We start from the raw sequence: 22,456 nt of genomic DNA, 5'->3' as shown, positions 1-22,456 counted from the left end.
AGAGGGACGCTCTCAATTGAGTGCTTACAAACTTAAAAAAACAAGTCCGTTTTTTACTGATTATTCCGCACAATATAATCTCTATTCGAAGAGAAGCATACCTTTTTATTTCATTACTAAGCAGTGGTTTATGTCTGATTATTCAATAAACAAGAATCGAATTGCAAAGAATACAATGCTATTGTATTGTAGAATGCTATTTTTGATGATTGTTAGTTTATATACATCGAGGGTGATATTAGATGCCTTAGGTGTTGAAGATTATGGCATATATAATGCTGTGGCTGGGTTTATTACTATGTTTTCAATGATATCTGCATCGATTTCCGGAGCTATCAGTCGATTCATTACATTTGTTCTGGGAGAAGGTAATCAGCAAAAAATGAACAGAGTTTTTTGTACTGCACTGAGTACTCAGTTTGCTATAGGAATAATTGTAGTTATACTTGTTGAGTCTTTGGGTATCTGGTTTTTAAATACACATATGACAATACCTACTCGAAGAATTTTGGCATCTAATTGGGTGTTACAATTTGCACTAATTACATTCATCTTGAATCTATGGAACACGCCATATAACGCATGCATAATAGCGCATGAAAGAATGACGGCTTTTGCTTATATAGGCATATTTGAGGGACTTGTATACCTATTGATTGCTTTGGGAATCAAAGTATCGCCTATCGATAATTTGATATTTTATTCTTCATTAATGTGCGTTGCTGCATTTATAATAGTTATTGTTTATACAATTTACTGCAAAAAGAACTTTGAAGAATGCAAAATTTGCTGGAGTTTTGATAAAAAAATGTTTGTTGAAATTTTTGGATTCGCAGGATGGAACTTTGTTGGCACTACATCAGGCTTATTACGTGATCAAGGTATTAATCTCCTCTTTAACGTTTGTTACGGTCCCACCGTAAATGCGGCTCGTGGATTGGCAACGCAAGTACAATCTGCAGTTGGAAAGTTTACACAGAATTTTTTCATGGCTGTTCAGCCTCAAATAATAAAATCTTATGCTGCTAAACGTATTGATGATTCTCATTCTTTGGTGTTACAAAGTAGCAGACTCGCGTTTATTTTGATGTTAGCTCTTGTTACCCCAATAATTTTTGAAGCTGATTACATACTCGGACTATGGTTAAAAAGTGTTCCTGAATACACAGTATCTTTTGTACGTATTATTCTATTTTTTTCATTAGTAGAATCATTTTCGCATCCTTTGATACATTTGATGTTAGCTACAGGAAATATTAAAAAGTATCAAATAGTTGTAGGCTCTACTTATATCGCTAATTTTTTTGTAGCTTGGATAGTTCTACTTTTAGGGGGAACTCCAGAAATGTCTCAATTAACAATTATTCTGTTTGCCCTCGTAGCGTTAGTTTTTAGAGTACTTATGCTTCGTCCGATGACCAATTTCCCTGTACGTGAATTCTTCATTAGTACGGTTTCTAGATGTCTGGCAATCATGTTAATTAGCTTCACTGTATCATATTTTGTTACAAAGATGATGTCTATGGGACTTGTTCGACTATTTCTTAATCTGTGTGCAACAGAATTTATACTATGTGCTCTTACAGTAATGCTTGGGCTTAAATCTTACGAAAGACAATTTGTGTTTCAGAAAATCCGATTTATATTGCGCAAATAAATAATTAAGACGGCTATTCAGATGATTTTAATAGATAACAAATATAACTGCTGTGGATGTACTGCATGTGCTAGTATCTGTTCACATATGGCTATAAAGATGAATCCTGATAGTCTTGGATTCTTATACCCACAAGTAAATTCTGAATTATGTGTGGGCTGCGGATTGTGTGATAAGGTATGTCAATTTTATGAAGGGTATAAACGTTATAACAACTACGAAACACCAATGGCATATCAATTCCGATTATCACACGATGAACAACTTAAGAGGAGCCAGAGCGGTGGTGCTTTCTTTGCTATTGCTGACAAGTTTATTGCTAATGGTGGCGTAGTATATGGAGCTGCATTTACTAAGAACTGGAGAGTAACCCATCAAAAGGCTAACAGTAGCCATACTCTCTCTGCTCTCCGTATGTCAAAGTATGTTCAGAGTGATTTGAGAGGGAGCTTTACTCAAGTAAAGGAAGATTTGAGAAAAGGTACTAAGGTTCTTTTCTCAGGAACAGCATGTCAGGTAGCAGGGTTAAAGTCATACTTGCCAAATTGTCTTCATGATAACCTATTTTGCATAGACATCATCTGCCACGGAGTCCCATCACCTCAGATTTGGGAAGACTATCTTGCATACCTTCAGAAATTAAGAAATTCTAAGATTGTAAAGGCATGTTTCCGAGATAAACGTTTTGGTTGGCATGGAGCTCGTGAAAGCTTTCTCTTCGAAAATGGAAAGGAAGAGTTTCGAAGAACAAGCAATTATTTGTATTTCTCAGGCTTTTCTATGCGAGAGAGTTGCTCGGTTTGTTATTACACTAATTTCAAACGAGTGGGAGACATAACGGTAGGTGATCAGTGGGGTATTCCTAAAGACTCCACATACGAAGATGGTAAAGGATTGTCACTTATTCTGATAAATTCAGAGAAAGGTAAGTATCTTTTTGAGTGTGCTAAACTAAAGGCAGAAAGTATCACGCTCCAAGATTGCATACAACCTCAATTGGAACAACCTTCTACACTTCATTCTGCACATCTGAGATTTGTTCGGGACTATGAGACCAAAGGTTTCCTTTATGTCGCAAAAAAGTATGGAAATTTGGGATGGAGGTACAAAATGGTATATGTTATCAGAGCATTAACGGACTTACTAAGAAAAATAGTACAAAGATGAAAATTGCATTGCTAACTATATGGCATGAGAAGAACTACGGTGCAGAACTCCAAGCATATGCAACTATAAAAGCTATAAAGCACCTAGGTCATTGTCCTGAAATGATAAATATTCATTTGGCTTCTAAAGAACAGCCTTCTTTTCTAGGGAGAATTGCCAACTTTATAGAAAAACTATTGCCTGCGTCAACAAAATTTGAACGTTTTTGGAGTTATTACATACCAAAAACGAAAAAATATAATAGTGTCAGTGAACTTTATAATGACCCACCACAAGCCGATATATACATAGTAGGTAGTGATCAAGTCTGGAATCCTGATATAACAAAGGAATATTGGAAAATGTTCTTTTTGGATTTTGGGACAACTAAAGTGAAAAGATTATCTTTTTCATCGAGCTTTGGCATTAAAGATTGGAACCATCCAGAGCATGTCGATTTTGTGAAATCTGCATTAAACCAATTCTCATTTGTTACTTGCAGAGAGGATTCCGGTATGAAGTTATTGCGTGATGTTTTTGGCGTTGAAGCAACGTCCGTACTTGACCCGACATTATTATTTGATTCCTATGATGAATTCGTGCCTAATAGTCAAATTAGGAAAACATTGGTGTACTATCCGTTGAGCGAAGATTGGGAATTGACAGATTATTGTGAAAATCTTGCAAAGAAACTAGGCTTAACAGCTATAAATACAAATAGAAAAACAACTATTTTTAACAAACTAATTTGGAACAGGGTCAGTATTGAACAATGGGTTAGGAATATTGCATATTCTGAATTTGTTATTACTCGGTCTTTTCATGGCTTGGCTTTTTGCTTGATATACCAAAGACAATTTGCCATTTTGAAAAGTAGAAATGATAGAGGTACTCGTTTAGACAACTTATTGTCGAAGTTGGATTTACAAGATCGAATATATCAGAATACAATGGAATTGGATAACGCAAAACCATGGGAAAATCCTATTGATTATTCAATACTTATGCCTAAATTGAACGCTCTTCGTAAAGAGTCTTGGTTAATTTTGGAACGAATTATCGAAAAAGAATAGCACATGAAAAAAAGGGTGTTAATGGTATCGTGTGAGGGACTTGGTAATGGTGGTGTTCAGGCGATTATGATGGGGATTGTCCGAAATCTGTATACTGAGTGTCATTTTGATATGCTTCTTTTTACCTCTGAAAAACGTTATTATGATGATGAATTTCTAAAGTATGGAGGTAAAATATTTAGAGTACCAAAATATGAAGGAGGCAATTGTCTTCTTCATAGGGCAGACTATTATGTGCGTGATTTTTACACCTATCGAGAGGTTAATAAAATACTTAAAAACGAGCCTCCTTACGATGTAATACATTGCAATCGTGAATATGAAAATGCGCCATTATTAATGCTTGCATCAAAATATAATGTTTCTGTACGTATAAGTCAAGCACATATTATTCATGGGAAAACAAATGTTATATGTACTTTACTCAATAAGTTTAGAACCAGACTAATTAGGACTTATGCAACAAAATTAATTGGATGTTCTTATGAAGCTTGCTGTTCGTTGTATTCAGAACGAGCAATATTTACTGTCTTGAATAATTTTTACGATGACAATCGCTTTGATATAGGTCTTTTTACACCTGCCAATATATCTGGATTAACAATTGTACAAGTAGGTGCTATATCAGATATAAAAAACCAGATATATTCAGTTGAAGTATTAGCATATATAAGAAGCGTTGGTATTCCTGCCCGGTTGAAGATTATTGGATTTGATATGAATGTTAGTTATAGGAAACTGCTTGAAGAAAAAATTGAATCCATCGGCTTGCGCGAATATGTTGATTTTCTGCCAGGTAATACCAATATACCACTAGAATTGAACAAATCAAATTGTTTCATCATGCCATCGCTTCATGAAGGTTTTGGTATTGCTATAATCGAAGCTCAATCTATGAGCCTTAAATGCTTTGCGTCAACTAATATTCCTTTGACTACAAATTGCGGTAATGTTACTTACCTAAAATTGACAGATGGACCGGCAAAATGGGGGGATGCTATTTCACAATGGTATCAAAAAACAAAAGGTGAAAAAAAGGCTTGCGACACAGAAAAGTTTAAGTGTTCGTATGTTATTAATAAAATTAGAGAACTGTATAAAATTAGTTCGAAATGAAAATACTTGTAGCTGGTGATTTCTGCCCCTCATATAGGATTAACGACTTTCTTCAAAAGAATAATTTTAAAGGATTATTTGCAAATATTTGTTTAGTAACCGAACAAGCGGATTATTCTATTGTGAATTTTGAGTTCCCAATTGTAAAAAACAGAAATTATGCTAGGCCCATTACAAAATGTGGACCAAACTTGTTAGGTAGTGAGAGTTCCGTGGCTGCTATACGATATGCTGGTTTTAATTGTTGTACATTAGCCAATAATCATATTTTAGACCAAGGAAAGCAGTGCTGTTTGGATACAATTGAGGTTTTATGCAATTCAAGTATTGATACAGTAGGAGCAGGAAAAAATGCGACAGAGGCAGAAAGAGTATTATACAAGGATTTATGTGGGGAAACACTCGCCATCATTAATTGCTGTGAACATGAGTTTTCTATAGCTGATGAGACCTCTGCAGGTGCTAATCCTTTAAATCCTATAAGGCAATACTATATTATACAAGAAGCGCGTAAGAAAGCTGATTATATAATAGTCATCATTCATGGTGGTCATGAACATTTTCAGTTACCTACTATACGAATGCAAGATACTTATCGATTCTTTATTGATGTAGGTGCTGATGCTGTAGTAAACCATCATCAGCATTGTTATAGTGGATACGAGGTTTATAAGGATAAGCCTGTATTTTATGGTTTGGGCAATCTTTTATTTGATCATGCTTCAAAGCGTTCTGGATGTTGGACTGAAGGGTATATGGTAAGTATTGATTTCCAGAAAGAAAAAATTTCGTTTGAACTAACTCCGTATAAACAATGTACCGAGGATGCAGTTGGAGTTATATTAATGAATACGGAAGAAAAAGAAATATTTGCCCATAAAATAAAAGAATTGAATGTAATTATCGGGGATATACTTGCTCTTCGAAATAATTTGGATAAATACTATTCAGAGTCAGCAAAAGAAGAATTATTGATGATGGAACCATATACAGATACAATTTGGTATCAGTTTTCAAAAAGAGGACTACTACCAAAATTTCTTAAAGGAGAGAAGAAATTGAGAATTGAAAATCATATTATTTGCGAATCTCATAGAGAAAAATTGATTTATGCTTTAAAAAAATATGATGAAAAGTATACTGAAAGCTATAAAAATACTCATAACATCACCATGGAAATTCGTTGATGAATTAGTAGAATTGTATGGTTCTTGGATTCCCGATTATACATATCTAACAATTAGGTATCGTGCTCGCATGGGAAAATGGCCAAACTTGAAACATCCCCAATTATTTACAGAAAAGATTCAGTGGTTAAAGATGAATAATCGAAAACCTGAATACACGATAATGGTAGATAAATATGCTGTAAAGGAATATGTTGCAAATATCATCGGTAAGCAGTATATAATTCCGACATTGGCTGTATGGGAGAAAACAGAAGATATTGATTGTGATTGTCTTCCTAATCAATTTGTTTTGAAAACTACACATGGAGGAGGTGGATGTGACGTTATTGTTTGTAAAGACAAAAGAAAATTTGATAAAGAAGCAGCTCTTGTCAAACTGACAACCTCTCTTACATCTGACCTTTTTAAAAAATTCCGAGAATGGCCATACAAAAATGTTCCGAAAAGGATTATTGCTGAAAAATTCATGCAGGTAGAGAATGCAGAAGAAGGTTCCGATTTGAAGGATTATAAATTTTTCTGTTTCAATGGAAAGGTTCGCTTCTTTAAGATTGATTTTGACAGATTTGTGGAGCACCATGCTAATTACTATTCTCCTGATGGGAAATTGCTACCTTTCGGAGAGGCCGATTTACCTCCAGTTCCAAGCCATGTGGAGAATATGCCTGAAAATCTCGCAGAAATGATTCAATTGGCTGAAAAATTAAGTGTAGAACAATCTTTCCTACGCGTTGATTTCTATAACATTAACGGATTGATATACTTTGGAGAGTTAACCTTCTATCCCGCAAGTGGAATGGGAACTTTCACTGATGAAAATATTGATTTACAATTAGGTTCTTATCTGAAACTATGAATCCATTAAAAGCTGTTTTTAGTGAAGCAGGATTGTTCTTATTGTTATGTTGCATAGAGATTTTATTACCAATTTTCGCAGTAGAATCACCACTTAACAGTTTGGTATTTTGGAGTCTTTTGGGAATATCGCTTTTTTATGCAATAAAGTTGCTATATTTAGTAAGATATCATTCTTTTATTAAATGGGTTTATATTTTGCTGTTTATGTTTGTTGTATATGGAATATTATACTACTTATATGGCCCTATTTATATTAGCCCAGCTAGTGGAGAGCGTATGCATAAACTCTCCTACACAACAACAATTCTGAAATCGCTATCCCCGCTATTTCCGATATACTACTATAGTAAAAGAGGGAAAATTACGTCAGAATTCATTCAGATTTGGATTATTCCTCTTTTTGTTGTAGCGGTGATTTTCTATTTTGATCAAATGCAAGCAGCAATGCTAAGGCATTTAATGGATGATAGCGTGACGAACAATGGAGGATACTATATTGCATCTCTAATACCATTTGCTATGTTCCTTTCACAAAAAAGATTGATTCAATATGTGTATCTACTAACATGCTTGATTTTTGTTATTTACTCAATGAAACGTGGTGCGACCGTTTTTGCAGGATTAATGCTTTTAGTTTACTTCAATAATTCATTGTTGGGTATTTCAATAAAAAAGAAATTGGGCTTCTTGGTTTCGTTTTCTGTTTTGCTCTTTGGATTGTATTACTTTATTTCAGAGTACATGATGGAAAACCTGTATTTCTTAGAGCGTATTCAGGATACCTTAGATGGAGATACCAGTGGAAGAGATAGTTTGTATGACGATTTCTGGGAGTATTTTCTTTATCGTGCTACTCCACTACAACAACTATTGGGGGGGGGGGCAAACTACACTTTGACCGTAAGTAATAATTATGCACATAATGATTGGATTGAGATTCTTGTAAATCAAGGTATTTTAGGCATCTTCGTCTTTTTTATGTATTGGAAGTCCTTTTTTAGAACTGCATTTAGGACAAATTTGGATAAAACTTGTAGCATAGTAATCAAGATGATTTTTATTGGTTATTTTGCGAAAACCATGTTCTCAATGTCTTATACAGACTATAATATTATGGTGAACCTCTGTCTTGGTTACTGTATCTCAAGAATTGATACAACAAAATCTTTGACAATATGAAAATAGCTTTTTTTATTGAGCATATTAGCAATGGTGGAGCAGAACGTGTCATCACAAATTTGGCAAATTCTTTTGCCAAACATAATCATGAAGTTATCATGATAACCACAATTCGCAGATTAGGTGAGTATTCCTTAAGCGAGAATGTGAGGCGCTTTACGACAGAGGGGAATGCATACCATACATCAAAGCTAATTGGACCTTTTCGCCGTTTATATAGACTTCGATCCATTTTGAAGAAAGAAAAGCCTCAGTATCTCGTGTCTTTTCTAAATAGTGCCTTATATCATGGCGTCCTTACAACAAGAGGATTAAAAACAAAATCAATAATTTCTGTCAGAAATGACCCTAACTTTGACTATCAAACCATTCTACAAAAGATTCTGGCTAAAACAATATTACCCTTGAGCGAAGGAGCAGTATTTCAGACAGAAGATGCGAAAGCTTGGTTCCCTAAACAACTACAGGACAAGTCAACAATAATATTCAATCCCATCAGTAGTTCTTTCTATAACACAAATTATATCCCCATGGATAAACTTATTGTTGCTGTTGGACGACTAAGCGAACAAAAGGACTATTTTTTTCTAATAAAAGGATTTAAGGTTTTTGCAGATGCTCATAAAGACTGGAAACTACATATCTATGGAGACGGAGAATTGAAAGAACAACTATCTGGAGAGATTAAACGAGTAGGTTTGGCTGATAAAATAATACTAAAGGGGCGTACTGATAATGTGGCTAATGCAATATCTTCTGCAACAATTTATGTTATGACATCCCAATTTGAGGGATCTCCTAACGCCTTGATGGAAGCTATGGCTGTAGGAGTTCCATGTATATCAAGTAATTGTCCTTGTGGAGGACCTAAGATGTTAATTAATAATGGAAATAACGGATTCCTTTATGAGGTTGGCAATATTGATGAGTTTCTTGATAGGCTGAATGTTTTGGCTGAAAACTCTGAACTTCGTATCAAATTCAGTAAATCAGCTAAAAACAGAGCAAAAGACTTTACTGAGGAAAAAGTATTCAACCTGTGGCATAAATATCTAAAGAATCTATGATAAATATTTTATTTATATCATCTTCACTAGAGAAAAATGGCACCGAAGAATTCATGATGAATGTTCTGCGAGGGCTTGATCGAAAATCCTATCATGCAGATTTCTTGATATTTTCAGAAGGTGAAACCGAAAACTCTAAAGAAGCTCAAAGCTATGGGGCTACTATTTATCGTTTACCACAACGCAGGAAGGGGCTCATTTATTACAGAACTTTATTGAGATTCTTTAGAAATCATAAAGGTAAGTATAATGCTGTTCATTGGAATGAAGGAGAAATGACAACATTGGCTCCAATCTTTTTTGCATGGAAGTATAAGGTGCCAGTGAGAATTATTCATGCTCATAATTCAAATACTAATGGACTATTTAGACAGATCCAACATTGGTTTAATAAAAACTTCAATTTAAAATATTGCACTCATCGTTTTGCTTGCTCTTCTTTGGCTTCAGACTTCTTTTTTAATAATACAAATTCTATTGTTATAAAAAATGGAATTATGTTGAAAAAATTCGCTTATAATGAAGAGTGGAGAAAAGCAATTCGATTTAAATTAAAGATAAGTAATGAGACACTTGTAATAGGTCATGTAGGGCGTTTTACAGATGCAAAGAATCAATCATTCCTGGTTGATGTCTTTAAGGAAGTTCAGAAAATTGAAGAAGATTCCAAACTTATATTTATTGGTATTGGAGAACAGTATGAAACAATACATCAAAAGGTTCGGAATTTTGAATTGCAAGACAACGTAATATTTGCTGGTCAGCAAAATAATGTAAATGAGTGGATGCAGTCATTTGATATCTTTGTAATGCCATCTTTATATGAGGGGTTGCCCTTTGTTTTGGTGGAGGCACAAGCTGCAGGTCTTCCTTGTGTAGTTTCTGACAGTGTAAATAAAGACGCATGTATATTAGATACATTTTGTTTCAAATCTCTGAACGATTCTCCATCTGACTGGGCTGACTTAATTCTGGAAAAATGCCATAATAATCATGACCGAAATACAGTCAATGTCCTGGAAAGAGCAGGATTTTCTATTGATAGTACCGTAAAGTATTTAGAGAAAGTATATAGTAATCAGTAATGCAAAGAAATAATACATATGATATTGCCAAATGTTGGGCGATAGTATCTGTTATAGTGTATCATGTAATAAACATTATATTCTATAATCAAATTATACATTCATTTATCGACACTTATTTTTTAGCCTTGTTTTTCTTTATTTCAGGCTTACTAGTAAAAGACGATAAAGTTAAATGTAAGGGTTGGCTAAAAATGAAGGCAGTACAGCTGCTAATACCATTCATCTGTATTTTCATTTTCAATAGGCTTTATTATCATTTTCTTGAGGGTTCATCAATATGGTCGCAGAAGTCTATTGATGATTCTAAATCAGGTTTTTGGTTCATATTTTCGCTGTTTTGCTTCCTGCTGACAACAAAATTCTGTACTATATTAATAAAAAATATAAATAGTATTACTGCTAAGATATTGGTGCTTATATCGCCTTTCTTTATTGTGACTATATTATGCAGTATTCTTCCTTATGAAATTGCAGGCTATTTTTCTTTAATGAGTTTTAGACGTTATTGGTTATTTTTCGTTTATGGTTATATCGTAAATAGCTATTGGAAGGTTGATACTGTTGTTTTAAGAAAGGTTTTACCATATTCAAGCCTTTGTTATATAACAATGTCTCTTTACTACATATTTATTGTAAAGGACATATCTTCCAATTTTGATTTTGCAATATGGTTTGTTACTAATTTTGTGGGTTGCCATTTCTGGTTGTTACTAATAGAAAGATTCAAAGTACTTTTTTCGAAAAATATAATTTTGAATATCGGTCGAAGTACTTTGGGTATCTATTTGTTCCATTATTACCCATTAAGATTGTGCACTATAGCCATGGGAGGGAAACAATTGAATGACTCCTTCTATTATTATCCATTGACAATTATTTGTACACTTGTTATTTTAGTTCTGGCATACTTTATTACAACTGCAGTGAAGAGTAATAAAATAACAGCATTTCTGTTTCTTGGAATAAAGGCAAAATAACAATATGATTATCGGAATAAACATGATTGCTCTCCCTGCTCAAAGTGGAGGAGGACCTTTTCGTTATTTTCAGATGCTTCTCAAAAAGATTGCAGAATATGAGTTAATAGATGTAAGCTTTATTATATACAAGCAAAAACAAATATCTATAGAATATCTTGCTGTTCCTTCTTCTCTAAATGTAGAATACGTGGATGTCCCCAATTTGGGATTTGGCATAAGGCGAATATTGTTTGAACAAACTTTGTTCTATTTATATTTAAAGCCTTTAGATGTTCTTTATAGCTACTGTACATCAATGCCTTTGTTGGCTCGTTGTAAGAAAGTATTCACGTTGCATGATGTATATTATTTGACAACTAAAGAAAGATACGGATTTCTTCAGAGAACTTATTTAACTTGGATGACGAAACTTTATTGCAAACTGTGTGATACCGTTTTGACTGTTTCTGAATTTAGCTATAATGAGATTCGTAAATACCTGAAAGTTCCTGAAGATAGGTTATTTATTACGTATAATTTTATAGATAATAATACAACTGATCCCAAAAGACCAGACAAACTCGAAGATGTTAATGGTAGAAAGATTGACATGGATAAACCGTATTTTTTTTACGTAGGAGATTTACAACCAGGGAAGAACATTAAAGGAATGGTTGATGGTTTTGTCAAGTATGCAAATACTCGTTCTGATATACAACTTATAATTGCAGGAAAGTCTTCTTCCTATGGTCAAGAAATGAGCCATTACATTAGCAACTTTGATAATGTGTTCTATCTCGGATATCTTTCGCGTAACGATGTAAATTGGTTGCTGAAGAATTGCAGTGGTACAGTATTACTTTCTTTCTGTGAAGGTTTTGGCATTCCTCCTCTTGAAGGTTTTGGATATGGAAAACCTGCATTGACCTCAAATATGGCAAGCCTTCCTGAAGTAGTTGGCAGAGCTGGAGTCAAAATAAATCCATACAAGATAGATGAAATAGCTTTCGGGTTTAAGACTTTGGAAGAGCAGTATCTCGAATACGTCCAAAATATTCCAGAACAGCTTGCAAAGTTCAGCCCTATTAAATCCGCAGAAAGCTTTATGGATGCCCTTAGAATAAACTATAAGCCATATAGCTGTATGAACATGTGAGAATTGTCTATGCTACATAAAATAGCCGTAATTATGTCGCTTTATAAGAACGACAGATTTGAATTTGTAAAACTTTCGGTTGAGAGTATTCTCAATCAGACGTATAAACATTTTGACTTCTATGTGCAATATGATGGCCCTATTCGCGAAGAGGTAGATAGTTATCTATCTGGTTTGGAGGATGAGCGCATGAGGATTCAGAAGCGTGCAGAAAATAAGGGATTGGCACAATCACTGAATGATTTGCTCAATATCGTGATGTCTGCTGGTTACGAGTACATCGCTCGTATGGATGCTGACGATATTAGCGAGCTGAATCGTTTTGAGAGACAGATACAGTACTTTGATGAGCATCCAAAGGTAGAATGTCTTGGTACTTGGGCTGTGGAGATAATGGGTGATGGTGGTGAGTACTACCGCAAGCAGATGCCTGAGAGTCATGAGGACTGCAAAAAACTGTTCCGCAAGCGCGACTGCATGATTCATCCTACGGTCATTTTTCGACGTTCGTATATTGAGAAATCGGGATTGTATTCGCTGGACACTTACTTTGGTGAAGATACTATGATGTGGGCGCAAGGATTTGTGGCAGGTTGTGTGTTTGCTAATGTACCTGAATATCTGTTTAGGTTTCGATTGGATGATAACTTCTTTAAGCGTAGAAGGGGTTGGAAGCATGCTAAAGGTATCTTCACACTTCGCCATAAGGTGAACAAAATGTTACACTATGGTGTAATGGCAGATTTTTGGGCGTTAGCGTACGCAGGAGCTAAGATGATGCCGATATGCATGTTGAATGTGATTTATAAGACAGCGAGAAAGTAGGTTGCGAATGAAAGAATTATACTTCGAATTTATATGAGGCATTTGGGAGCTATGAGTTTGTCTTTCTTATAAATGACATAAAGGTATGTGCAACAAAATAGTGGAAGTCAAGGTGGACAGCTTCATCTTTCTTAGATTATGTGGCTTCACTGATATGCGTTGCAAATACGGTCGTGTGTTGTCCGTCATTTGTGAACAATTGTATCGTGAGCCAATGTGAGGATGCAACTTGTTGAATATGTTTCTTTGATCAAAGAAACATATTACAAACATATTCCAGTGAATAAAGAAGAGTTTGGAATACATGTATCGTATCTTTATAATCGTCGCCAAGATTATCATCTGAATGGCATTGCCGGAGGAATAACTTATTCCCCTTCTATATTGCCCAATATGAAATTAATTGTAAAAATTGTAGAACATGATTCACATGACATTTTAGTTGGTGCGAATTATCTTTTTTTTCGTTATTTTTCTGTGCAAGCTATGATGCAGGAAGGAAAACATTTTTCTTGTGGCCTTACATATTTGATTCATTTAAAATAGTTTAATATATAAATTATGAAAATTCCATTTTCGCCCCCTTATATTGACAAGGCAGTAATCAACGAAGTCGTTGATTCGTTACGTTCAGGCTGGATTACTTCCGGTCCTAAAGTGAAAGCATTGGAAGAAGAAATCAAAGTGTTTTCCGGTGCTAAAGAAGTGCTTTGTGTAAACTCTTGGACTTCGGGTGCCATTATGATGCTCCGCTGGTTAGGAGTGAAGGCAGGTGACGAAGTGATAGTGCCGGCATATACCTATAGTGCTACAGCATTGGCTGTGCTTCATGCAGGTGCAAAGCCTGTTATGGTAGATTCCGGAACAGATTTTAATATCTCTGTAGAAGCTATCTGCAATGCTGTTACACCGAAAACTAAAGCCATTATTCCGGTAGACATAGCAGGCTTCCCTTGCGATTATGACCGTATTATGCAGCTGGTCAACGAACCGGAAATACATGATTTGTTTCAAGCCTCTTCTCCCGTTCAGGAGAAATTAGGGCGTATCCTTGTCATGAATGATGCGGCACATTCTTTGGGCGCTTATTATACTAGAAATCAACGTACAGGATGTGAAACTGATATTGCGATTTTCTCTCTTCATGCTGTTAAGAATGTAACAACAGCAGAGGGTGGGGCTATCTGTCTGAACTTGCCCGAACCGTTTGATAACGCGGAACTTTATAAAGAACTCCGCATGATGAGCCTGAATTGCCAGACTAAAGACGCTTTCTCCAAATCGAAGGCTGGCGGTTGGCGTTATGATATAGTCGGTTTGGGAATGAAAATTAATATGGCGGATGTTAATGCGGCTATTGGTTTGGCACAGATCCGCGAATATCCCGAATTGTTGAAAGAACGTAAAAGGGTGTTCAATATCTATTCGGAAGGGTTTGCTGATTGTGACTGGGCACTTCTTCCTCCTTCTGTGGATAGGGAAAAAGAGAGTTCATATCACATCTATGCGTTACGTATCAAGGGATTTACTGAAGAACAACGTGACCGCATGATTGATGAAATAGCCAAAAGTGAAGTCGCCGTAAATGTCCATTTTATTCCGATGCCGATGCTTTCCTTTTTTCATTCATTGGGTTATGATATCAAGGATTATCCGCAGGCATACGAGAACTTTAAAGGCGAAATTTCCCTGCCTATTTATCCGCAATTGAATGAGGAACAACTTCAGTTTATTATAAAAGTCGTAAAGAAGGCATATTGTAAAGTTGTCAATAATGATTCGCTTCTTTGATATTCTTTTCTCTTTTTTAGGAATCCTCTTCCTGTTTCCTGTCTTTTTGTTTTTGTATATTGCCATTCGTCTTGAAAGCAAAGGTGGTGGCTTTTATAAACAGCTGCGCGTAGGGCGTAACGGCAAGGATTTCTATGTCTATAAGTTCCGTTCGATGCGTATTGGTTCTGACAGACAGGGATTGATAACGGTAGGTGGACGTGATCCGCGAATCACTCGCATAGGTTATTTTATCCGCAAATATAAATTGGATGAACTACCTCAGTTGTTCAATGTCTTGAAAGGAGATATGAGCTTGGTTGGACCTCGTCCTGAAGTTCGGAAGTATGTTGACCTCTATACGGATGAACAAAGAAAAGTCTTGTCCGTGCGTCCGGGAATTACTGATTATGCATCTATAGAATACGTGGATGAAAATACAATATTGGGACAGGCAGAAGATGCGGATAAAGTGTATGTGGAACAGATAATGCCGGACAAGATACACTATAATATGAAGTATATTGAACATCGTTCGGTAATGGAATATTTCAAGATTATATTTCTGACAATATGGAGTATTGGCCGTTGATTAGGTATCTTATTAGGATAATGAAATGGTTATTTGTGCCTTACTGTCTATGGCATAAGTAACCTTTCTTTTTATGTACTTATTTTCGCGTGTATTTCTTTTTTTATTCTCTATCTGTAATTGCGCGAAGCACATTAATCCATCAATCATAAACATGAACGTGTTAGTAACTGGAGCTGCCGGTTTTATCGGTAGTAATCTTTGTATGCGCCTATTGGAGGAACTGTCCGATACCCTTGTAGTGGGTTTGGACAATCTGAATGCTTATTATGATGTGAATATCAAGCGATGGCGGTTGGAGCAATTGACCGGGTTTAGAGAACGGTTTGTTTTTATCAAGGGAAGTATTGCCGATAAATCACTTGTCGATAAGATATTTGATGAATATCAGCCGCAAATCGTTGTGAATCTGGCAGCACAGGCGGGTGTGCGCTATAGTATTACCAACCCAGATGCTTATATTGAAAGTAATCTGATAGGCTTTTATAATATATTGGAAGCTTGCCGCCATTCGTATGATGAGGGCAGGGAGGGGGTAAAACATTTGGTCTACGCTTCTTCATCGAGCGTGTATGGTTCGAATAAAAAGGTGCCTTACTCTACTGACGACAAGGTGGATAATCCGGTGAGCCTCTATGCTGCTACAAAGAAGAGTAATGAACTGATGGCGCATGCTTACTCTAAACTTTATGATATTCCGTCCACAGGCCTCCGCTTCTTTACGGTATATGGTCCCGCAGGTCGTCCGGATATGGCTTACTTTGGTTTTACCGATAAGTTGCTGAAAGGTGAGAAGATTAAGATATTTAATTATGGGAGCTGTAAGCGCGACTTTACGTATGTGGATGACATCGTAGAAGGCGTGATGCGTGTGATGGCAAAAGCTCCTGAACGTAAGGTGGGTGAAGACGGTCTGCCTGTACCGCCTTATAAAGTTTATAATATAGGCAATAATCATCCTGAAAACCTTCTGGATTTTGTCCGAATATTGCAGGAGGAACTGATAAGGGCAGGTGTATTGCCTGCAGACTATGACTTCGAGGCGCATAAGGAATTAGTTCCGATGCAACCGGGTGATGTGCCGGTGACTTATGCGGATACCTCTGCTTTGGAACGGGATTTCGGTTTCAAACCAAGTACTCCGCTTCGGGAAGGCCTCAGAAAGTTTGCCGGATGGTATAAGGACTTTTATATGGAATAATCCATTATTGATTTTATGATAACCCAATTGAATTGACATGAAAGATTTTGAGAAACTGCGAATAGCCGTAGCCGGTACCGGATATGTAGGACTGTCTATTGCGACACTGCTGGCACAACATCATAAGGTGACTGCCGTGGATGTGGTACCTGAAAAAGTGGAACTGATTAATAATAAGAAGTCGCCTATTCAAGATGAATATATCGAGAAGTACCTTTCGGAAAAGGAACTCAATCTGACAGCTACGCTGGATGGCAGGTCTGCCTACAAGGAGGCCGACTTTGTAGTGATAGCGGCACCTACCAATTATGATCCTCAGAAAAACTTCTTCGATACACACCATATAGAAGATGTGATAGATCTTGTCCTTGAGGTGAATCCAGATGCCGCGATGGTGATTAAATCAACCATTCCCGTAGGGTATTGCCGTTCGCTTTACGTGAAGTATGCCCCAATGTTCCGGTATAAGCCGGAATTGAAAGGAAAGAAATTTAACCTGCTTTTTTCTCCGGAATTTCTAAGGGAGAGCAAAGCACTTTATGATAACTTGTATCCTTCGCGTATTATCGTTGGTTATCCGAAGATGATTGATTTGGAAGGGCGGGTGTCAGCGGAAGAGAATGCGGCAGTTCGTGCCATTGGAAATCCTGAAGCAGAAGAACTTGCACGTATATTTGCCCGGCTGTTGCATGAGGGTGCATTGAAAGAGAACATCGACACGCTCTTCATGGGCATGAAAGAAGCAGAGGCGGTGAAGCTCTTTGCCAACACTTATCTGGCACTGCGTGTGTCGTATTTTAATGAACTGGATACGTATGCCGAGATGAAGGGGCTGGATGCGCAAGCCATAATCAATGGTGTAGGTCTGGATCCCCGTATCGGTACACATTATAATAATCCCTCTTTCGGTTATGGTGGGTATTGTCTTCCCAAGGATACCAAACAGTTGCTTGCCAACTATAACGATGTGCCTCAGAATATGATGTCGGCAATTGTGGAGAGTAACCGTACGCGTAAGGACTTTATAGCCGATAGGGTGCTGCACATTGCCGGTGCATACGGAAGTAATAGTGTATATGATGCGGAGAAAGAAAAGGAGGTGACCATTGGTGTATTCCGGTTGACCATGAAGTCAAACTCGGATAATTTCCGCCAGAGTTCCATTCAAGGGGTGATGAAACGTATCAAGGCTAAAGGTGCCAAGCTGGTGATTTATGAACCTACATTGGAAGATGGCAGTACTTTCTTCGGCTCGCTTATCGTGAATGACTTGGAGGAATTTAAACGTATCTCGCAGGCCATTATTGCCAACCGCTATGACGCATGTTTGGATGATGTGGCTGACAAAGTCTATACGAGGGATATTTTTAAACGTGATTAAATAAGGTATCTTATTTATATCTGTTTCATGAAGAGATTCTTTGTTTTATATCAATTGTCTTATAACTAATACTTTATCACTTTTCTCAGAAAAACTGCTCCCAAGCGTCTTTTTTCTTTGGCTACATAGTTTTTAATCCTCACCTTTGCATCGTTGATCAACGAAACGTGTGAATAGGAAAACGAATTTAAATCTCTAAAGAAAAAAAGTATGAGTGTAATTTTCAGGACGGTGGAGAGACCGTCGGACCCTAGGGTTGAAAACTCTCCCAAGAAGTATTATCCGCAGTTGGTGACATTGGGGCAAAGCGTGGATTTGGCATTTATTGCACAGAAGATGCAGGACCGCTCTTCTCTGTCTATCGGTGACATTAAGAGTACGATGCAGAACTTTGTGGAAAAGCTGAAAGAGCAGCTGCTGGAAGGAAAGACGGTTAATATAGCCGGGCTGGGTGTCTTTATACTGGCAGCCAAATCGAAAGGTGAGGAAAAGGCTGATGACGTGACAGCCAAGAGTGTGGAGAGCGTCCGTATCTGTTTTCAGGCGAATAGGGAACTGAAGATATCGAAGTCTGCCACCCGTGCTGGAGAAAGGCTGGATTTGGTGAGTTTGGATGATTATCTTAAGGGGAAGACTTCTACAGATGGCGGCTCCGGTTCGGAAGGAGGAGGCTCGGATTCGGATGGAGACCAAGGTGAGAATCCACTGGGATAACGGTAGCTATGAATTATTAATTGGATAATGGATAATCTTTATGAAGAAAACGTGGAATGTGATTTTGAAACTTATTATTGCCGTAGCGAGTGCTGTGGCAGGTGTGATTGGCAGACAGACAATGATATTTTAGTCCGATAGGATTTGATAAATAAAAAATGAGAAGAGCTGCTGGCAGGAAATCTGTCGGCAGCTCTTTTTTTAATCCTTGTATGCTTCTTCGTGTACCCCCGCTACTGCTCGTCCGCTGGGGTCGTTCTTTCCTTGGAAAGAGGCGTCCCATGCCAGCGCTTCGGCGGTGGAGCATGCCACACTGGGTACGCTGGGAACACTCCGGGCTGCGCTTTCACTGGGGAAATGCTCTTCGAAGATGGTGCGGTAGTAATACTCCTCCTTGTTTTGCGGGGTATGTATCGGGAAACGTTCGGCTGCATGTACCATCTGTTCGTCGCTGACGGCAGCGGCAGTGACGGCTTTCAGCGTATCAATCCAACTGTAGCCCACACCGTCGGAGAACTGTTCTTTCTGCCGCCAGGCAACGCTCTGTGGGAGCATGTCGGCAAAGGCTTCGCGGACTACTTTCTTTTCTATCTCCTTGCCGGGGCACATCTTGACTGCCGGATTGATGCGCATGGCAATATCCAGGAATTCTTTGTCGAGGAAGGGGACACGTCCTTCCACTCCCCAGGCTGCAAGGCTTTTGTTGGCACGGAGGCAGTCGTACAGATGCAGTTTGGAGAGCTTGCGCACGGTTTCTTCGTGAAAGGCTTGCGGTGTGGGCGCCTTGTGGAAGTAAAGATAACCGCCGAACACCTCGTCCGCACCTTCGCCGCTGAGTACCATCTTGATGCCCATGCTTTTGATGACACGTGCCAGCAGATACATGGGGGTGGAGGCGCGGACAGTGGTTATGTCGTAAGTCTCAATGAAATAGATGACGTCGCGGACAGCATCGAGGCCTTCTTGAACGGTATAGTTTATCTCGTGATGCACGGTACCGATATGACGGGCCACTTCGCGGGCTTTAATCAAGTCGGGAGCACCCTTCAAGCCGACGGCGAAGGAATGGAGCTGCGGCCACCAGGCATCTGCCTTGTTGTCTGTCTCGATGCGTTTGGCGGCATATTTCTTGGCGATGGCAGAGATGACGGAAGAATCGAGTCCGCCACTGAGCAGGACACCGTAGGGGACGTCGGACATCAACTGGCGCTGTACGGCGGCTTCAAGGGCGTCGTGCACGGCAGTGACTTGTGTGCCGTAGGCTGTCCGGCCTATCGAAGCCGGCGCGGCGTTGCGTTCGGCGGCAGGGGTATAGTTGTCCTTCACAGAGGTATAGTCCATCCAGTCGCGGGTGTACCAGCGGTGCATCTTGCCTTCGCACCCACGATAGTAGTGGCCGGGAAGGAAAGGCTCGTACTCGTCGCAGAAACCCTCAAGGGCTTTCAGCTCACTGCCGAAGTAGATGTGTCCATCCTTGTCGCGTCCTATATAAAGGGGGATTACGCCGATGGGGTCGCGGGCGATGAGGTAATCGTCCGTTTCTTCATCATAGAGGGCGAAGGCGAAGATGCCGTTCAGCTCTTCGAGGAAGCGGATGCCTTTGTCTTTGTAAAGGGCAAGGATGACTTCGCAGTCGGAACCGGTCTGGAAGGCGTATTTTCCGGCATAGCGGGCACGGATGTCGCGATGGTTGTAAATCTCGCCGTTGACGGCAAGCACCTGTTTGCGGTCGGGTGAATATAAGGGTTGTCCACCGGATTCCGGGTCGACAATGGAGAGGCGTTCGTGGGCGAGGATGGCGGAGCCGCCTACGTAGATACCACTCCAGTCCGGTCCGCGATGACGGATTTTCTGCGCCATCCGTAGCGCTTTGTTTCTCAACTCAGGAGTTTGAGACTGTATGTTGAAGATTCCTGCTATTCCACACATGAGAATTAAAAATTAAAGGTTAAAAATTAAAGAAAGGGAAATCATTTCTTGTTTTCTTTTAGGGGATTGAGGTAACGGTCTATCTCTGTTGCCACTCGTCGTCCGTCGGCCAAGGCACGTACCACGAGGCTGGCACCGTGGGCGGCATCGCCTGCCACGAATACGTTCTCTGCAAACTTCGGTTGCTCGGGCTTGAGGAAACCCATGGCAAGAAGTACCATATCGGCTTCGATGACCTCTTTCTTACCCGTAGGTTTCATGGTAGGGCGGCTACCGTCTGTTGCCGGAAGCCACTCCACTTCTTCCACTTCCACACCGCATACCCTGCCGTTCTTCCCGATGAACCGGGTGGAGGCGAGAGACCATCGACGGGTACAGCCTTCTTCGTGGCTACTGGTGGTTTTCAGTACGACGGGCCATTGAGGCCAGGGAGTATCCGGGTTGTGTTCTATGGGCGGTTGGGGCATGATTTCAATCTGGGTTACGCTGACGGCTCCCTGTCGGATGCTGGTGCCTATGCAGTCGGACCCGGTATCGCCGCCGCCGATGACGAGTACCCGTTTGCCGCGGGCGTTGACGAGCTGGTCTTTCGGGAAGGTATCTCCATCCAGAATATGGTTCTGCTGTGCCAGCATGTCGAGGGCAAAGTAGATACCTTTCAGCTCCCTGCCCGGAATGGAGAGGTCGCGGGCGGTGGGCGTACCGGTACAAATGGTGTAGGCATCGAATCCGGCGGGCAGTTTCTGTACATCGACATGGACTCCCATCTTGAACAAGATTCCTTCGGCTTCGAGGATTTTCATGCGGCGGTCGATGACGGCTTTGTCCAGTTTGAAGTTGGGAATGCCATAACGCAGCAGTCCTCCCGGCATCGGTTTGCTATCGAATAGGGTAACTTCGTAACCTTTGGCGTTCAGCCGTACGGCGACACTCAATCCGGCAGGGCCTGCCCCGATAACGGCTACCTTCTTTCCGTTACGTTCGGGCTTGCACGGTGTGATGTAGCCCTCGCGAAAGGCAGCTTCGGCAATGGCGGCTTCGTTCTCGCGGATAGTGACCGGCTCGTCGCACGAGAGTTTCAGTACGCACGACTTCTCGCAAAGGGCAGGGCAGATGCGTCCCGTAAATTCCGGAAAATCATTCGTACTGTTCAGTATTTGATAGGCTTCGTGCCATTTGCCCCGGTAGAGTGCGTCTTGGAATTCCGGGTCTTTATTGCCCAGCGGACATGCCCAGTGGCAGAAAGGTACGCCACAGTCCATGCAGCGTGAGGCCTGGAGCTTGCGGTCGTGACTGTTCAGTGTCTGTTCCACTTGGCTGAAGTCTGTGATACGTTCGTGTATCGGACGGTAACCCGCCTCTTGGCGGGGGATATTGAGGAATGCTTTAGGGTCTCCCATATAAAGCCTCTCCCCCCGGCCCCCTCCCCCCCGTAGGGAGGGGGAGGGCTGCGCTGTGAGGGTGTGCGTGAGGTAACGCTTGTTTAAGTGGTTAGTATTATTTGATGTAAATCTCTTTTTCTGTATCTACATATATATTGTAGGTCGTTCATTGT

22 protein-coding genes are annotated in these 22,456 nt (G+C 39.4%); 20 read left to right on the top strand and 2 right to left on the bottom strand.

Annotation, left to right across the window (positions count from 1 at the left end):
• The first annotated feature begins 130 nt into the window (after positions 1–130).
• The 20 genes from E5355_RS06235 to E5355_RS19370 all read left to right on the top strand — a co-directional run bounded on the left by E5355_RS06235 (position 131) and on the right by E5355_RS19370 (position 19,105).
• A complete protein-coding gene (locus E5355_RS06235) occupies positions 131–1,657 on the top strand; it encodes a lipopolysaccharide biosynthesis protein (protein WP_005837286.1) in 1,527 nt (508 codons plus the stop codon).
• Positions 1,658–1,678: 21 nt separating this feature from the next.
• The gene (locus tag E5355_RS06230; RefSeq protein WP_005837285.1) at positions 1,679–2,824 is read left to right on the top strand and encodes a Coenzyme F420 hydrogenase/dehydrogenase, beta subunit C-terminal domain; all 1,146 of its coding nucleotides are present in this window, start codon (positions 1,679–1,681) and stop codon (positions 2,822–2,824) included.
• A complete protein-coding gene (locus E5355_RS06225) occupies positions 2,821–3,876 on the top strand; it encodes a polysaccharide pyruvyl transferase family protein (protein WP_005837283.1) in 1,056 nt (351 codons plus the stop codon). The genes E5355_RS06230 and E5355_RS06225 overlap by 4 nt, the downstream gene beginning before the upstream one ends.
• A 3-nt stretch (positions 3,877–3,879) precedes the next feature.
• A complete protein-coding gene (locus E5355_RS06220) occupies positions 3,880–4,992 on the top strand; it encodes a glycosyltransferase (RefSeq protein ID WP_225982682.1) in 1,113 nt (370 codons plus the stop codon).
• Positions 4,989–6,179, top strand: coding sequence for a CapA family protein (locus E5355_RS06215; RefSeq protein ID WP_005837280.1), 1,191 nt, complete (start codon positions 4,989–4,991; stop codon positions 6,177–6,179). The genes E5355_RS06220 and E5355_RS06215 overlap by 4 nt, the downstream gene beginning before the upstream one ends.
• Positions 6,118–7,038, top strand: coding sequence for an ATP-grasp fold amidoligase family protein (locus E5355_RS06210; RefSeq protein ID WP_225982683.1), 921 nt, complete (start codon positions 6,118–6,120; stop codon positions 7,036–7,038). Before E5355_RS06215 ends, E5355_RS06210 begins: the two co-directional genes overlap by 62 nt.
• Positions 7,035–8,219: an O-antigen ligase family protein gene (locus E5355_RS06205; protein ID WP_005837277.1), complete on the top strand. Its 1,185-nt coding sequence runs from the start codon at positions 7,035–7,037 to the stop codon at positions 8,217–8,219. Before E5355_RS06210 ends, E5355_RS06205 begins: the two co-directional genes overlap by 4 nt.
• On the top strand, positions 8,216–9,286 hold the full coding sequence (locus tag E5355_RS06200) for a glycosyltransferase family 4 protein (protein ID WP_005837276.1): 1,071 nt from the start codon (positions 8,216–8,218) through the stop codon (positions 9,284–9,286). The genes E5355_RS06205 and E5355_RS06200 overlap by 4 nt, the downstream gene beginning before the upstream one ends.
• Positions 9,283–10,371, top strand: a complete 1,089-nt coding sequence (locus E5355_RS06195) for a glycosyltransferase family 1 protein (RefSeq protein ID WP_136009615.1) — start codon at positions 9,283–9,285, stop codon at positions 10,369–10,371. Before E5355_RS06200 ends, E5355_RS06195 begins: the two co-directional genes overlap by 4 nt.
• The gene (locus E5355_RS06190) at positions 10,371–11,351 is read left to right on the top strand and encodes an acyltransferase family protein (RefSeq protein ID WP_136009614.1); all 981 of its coding nucleotides are present in this window, start codon (positions 10,371–10,373) and stop codon (positions 11,349–11,351) included. Before E5355_RS06195 ends, E5355_RS06190 begins: the two co-directional genes overlap by 1 nt.
• A gap of 4 nt (positions 11,352–11,355) precedes the next feature.
• Entirely contained in the window at positions 11,356–12,489 is a 1,134-nt protein-coding gene (locus E5355_RS06185) for a glycosyltransferase family 4 protein (protein WP_005837271.1), read from the top strand.
• A gap of 33 nt (positions 12,490–12,522) precedes the next feature.
• On the top strand, positions 12,523–13,314 hold the full coding sequence (locus E5355_RS06180) for a glycosyltransferase (protein ID WP_005837270.1): 792 nt from the start codon (positions 12,523–12,525) through the stop codon (positions 13,312–13,314).
• 85 nt (positions 13,315–13,399) lie between these two features.
• Positions 13,400–13,534: a hypothetical protein gene (locus E5355_RS20125; protein ID WP_005837269.1), complete on the top strand. Its 135-nt coding sequence runs from the start codon at positions 13,400–13,402 to the stop codon at positions 13,532–13,534.
• A gap of 2 nt (positions 13,535–13,536) precedes the next feature.
• Positions 13,537–13,860, top strand: coding sequence for a hypothetical protein (locus E5355_RS06175; RefSeq protein ID WP_191901220.1), 324 nt, complete (start codon positions 13,537–13,539; stop codon positions 13,858–13,860).
• 15 nt (positions 13,861–13,875) lie between these two features.
• Positions 13,876–15,105 (top strand): DegT/DnrJ/EryC1/StrS family aminotransferase, encoded by a 1,230-nt coding sequence (locus E5355_RS06170; RefSeq protein ID WP_136009613.1) that lies wholly within the window; start codon positions 13,876–13,878, stop codon positions 15,103–15,105.
• Entirely contained in the window at positions 15,089–15,676 is a 588-nt protein-coding gene (locus E5355_RS06165; RefSeq protein ID WP_005837266.1) for a sugar transferase, read from the top strand. Before E5355_RS06170 ends, E5355_RS06165 begins: the two co-directional genes overlap by 17 nt.
• A 154-nt stretch (positions 15,677–15,830) precedes the next feature.
• Complete coding sequence (locus tag E5355_RS06160; RefSeq protein WP_191857952.1) at positions 15,831–16,877, top strand: NAD-dependent epimerase/dehydratase family protein; 1,047 nt, start codon at positions 15,831–15,833, stop codon at positions 16,875–16,877.
• Between the two features lie 37 nt (positions 16,878–16,914).
• On the top strand, positions 16,915–18,258 hold the full coding sequence (locus E5355_RS06155) for a UDP binding domain-containing protein (protein ID WP_136009612.1): 1,344 nt from the start codon (positions 16,915–16,917) through the stop codon (positions 18,256–18,258).
• A gap of 210 nt (positions 18,259–18,468) precedes the next feature.
• The gene (locus tag E5355_RS06150; protein ID WP_136009611.1) at positions 18,469–18,972 is read left to right on the top strand and encodes an HU family DNA-binding protein; all 504 of its coding nucleotides are present in this window, start codon (positions 18,469–18,471) and stop codon (positions 18,970–18,972) included.
• Positions 18,973–19,012: 40 nt separating this feature from the next.
• Positions 19,013–19,105 (top strand): smalltalk protein, encoded by a 93-nt coding sequence (locus E5355_RS19370; protein WP_168354289.1) that lies wholly within the window; start codon positions 19,013–19,015, stop codon positions 19,103–19,105.
• Positions 19,106–19,173: 68 nt separating this feature from the next.
• Here E5355_RS19370 and asnB read toward each other — a convergent pair whose 3' ends face one another.
• Both asnB and E5355_RS06140 read right to left on the bottom strand, forming a co-directional pair.
• Positions 19,174–20,901 (bottom strand): asparagine synthase B, encoded by a 1,728-nt coding sequence (gene asnB, locus E5355_RS06145; RefSeq protein ID WP_136009610.1) that lies wholly within the window; start codon positions 20,899–20,901, stop codon positions 19,174–19,176.
• 41 nt (positions 20,902–20,942) lie between these two features.
• On the bottom strand, positions 20,943–22,301 hold the full coding sequence (locus tag E5355_RS06140; RefSeq protein ID WP_136009609.1) for a glutamate synthase subunit beta: 1,359 nt from the start codon (positions 22,299–22,301) through the stop codon (positions 20,943–20,945).
• Positions 22,302–22,456 lie beyond the last annotated feature (155 nt).

The organism is Bacteroides muris (ex Afrizal et al. 2022) (genome assembly GCF_004793475.1).
Classification (GTDB): Bacteria; Bacteroidota; Bacteroidia; order Bacteroidales; family Bacteroidaceae; genus Bacteroides; species Bacteroides muris.
The sequence above is the reverse complement of the archived record's forward strand: the minus strand, read 5'-3'. Positions and strand labels throughout refer to the sequence as shown.

Coding starts and splice junctions, on each gene's coding strand:
- E5355_RS06235 (WP_005837286.1), top strand. CDS start 131: ATGTCTGATTATTCAATAAACAAGAATCGAATTGCAAAGAATACAATG.
- E5355_RS06230 (WP_005837285.1), top strand. CDS start 1,679: ATGATTTTAATAGATAACAAATATAACTGCTGTGGATGTACTGCATGT.
- E5355_RS06225 (WP_005837283.1), top strand. CDS start 2,821: ATGAAAATTGCATTGCTAACTATATGGCATGAGAAGAACTACGGTGCA.
- E5355_RS06220 (WP_225982682.1), top strand. CDS start 3,880: ATGAAAAAAAGGGTGTTAATGGTATCGTGTGAGGGACTTGGTAATGGT.
- E5355_RS06215 (WP_005837280.1), top strand. CDS start 4,989: ATGAAAATACTTGTAGCTGGTGATTTCTGCCCCTCATATAGGATTAAC.
- E5355_RS06210 (WP_225982683.1), top strand. CDS start 6,118: ATGATGAAAAGTATACTGAAAGCTATAAAAATACTCATAACATCACCA.
- E5355_RS06205 (WP_005837277.1), top strand. CDS start 7,035: ATGAATCCATTAAAAGCTGTTTTTAGTGAAGCAGGATTGTTCTTATTG.
- E5355_RS06200 (WP_005837276.1), top strand. CDS start 8,216: ATGAAAATAGCTTTTTTTATTGAGCATATTAGCAATGGTGGAGCAGAA.
- E5355_RS06195 (WP_136009615.1), top strand. CDS start 9,283: ATGATAAATATTTTATTTATATCATCTTCACTAGAGAAAAATGGCACC.
- E5355_RS06190 (WP_136009614.1), top strand. CDS start 10,371: ATGCAAAGAAATAATACATATGATATTGCCAAATGTTGGGCGATAGTA.
- E5355_RS06185 (WP_005837271.1), top strand. CDS start 11,356: ATGATTATCGGAATAAACATGATTGCTCTCCCTGCTCAAAGTGGAGGA.
- E5355_RS06180 (WP_005837270.1), top strand. CDS start 12,523: ATGTCGCTTTATAAGAACGACAGATTTGAATTTGTAAAACTTTCGGTT.
- E5355_RS20125 (WP_005837269.1), top strand. CDS start 13,400: ATGTGCAACAAAATAGTGGAAGTCAAGGTGGACAGCTTCATCTTTCTT.
- E5355_RS06175 (WP_191901220.1), top strand. CDS start 13,537: ATGCAACTTGTTGAATATGTTTCTTTGATCAAAGAAACATATTACAAA.
- E5355_RS06170 (WP_136009613.1), top strand. CDS start 13,876: ATGAAAATTCCATTTTCGCCCCCTTATATTGACAAGGCAGTAATCAAC.
- E5355_RS06165 (WP_005837266.1), top strand. CDS start 15,089: ATGATTCGCTTCTTTGATATTCTTTTCTCTTTTTTAGGAATCCTCTTC.
- E5355_RS06160 (WP_191857952.1), top strand. CDS start 15,831: ATGAACGTGTTAGTAACTGGAGCTGCCGGTTTTATCGGTAGTAATCTT.
- E5355_RS06155 (WP_136009612.1), top strand. CDS start 16,915: ATGAAAGATTTTGAGAAACTGCGAATAGCCGTAGCCGGTACCGGATAT.
- E5355_RS06150 (WP_136009611.1), top strand. CDS start 18,469: ATGAGTGTAATTTTCAGGACGGTGGAGAGACCGTCGGACCCTAGGGTT.
- E5355_RS19370 (WP_168354289.1), top strand. CDS start 19,013: ATGAAGAAAACGTGGAATGTGATTTTGAAACTTATTATTGCCGTAGCG.
- asnB (WP_136009610.1), bottom strand. CDS start 20,901: ATGTGTGGAATAGCAGGAATCTTCAACATACAGTCTCAAACTCCTGAG.
- E5355_RS06140 (WP_136009609.1), bottom strand. CDS start 22,301: ATGGGAGACCCTAAAGCATTCCTCAATATCCCCCGCCAAGAGGCGGGT.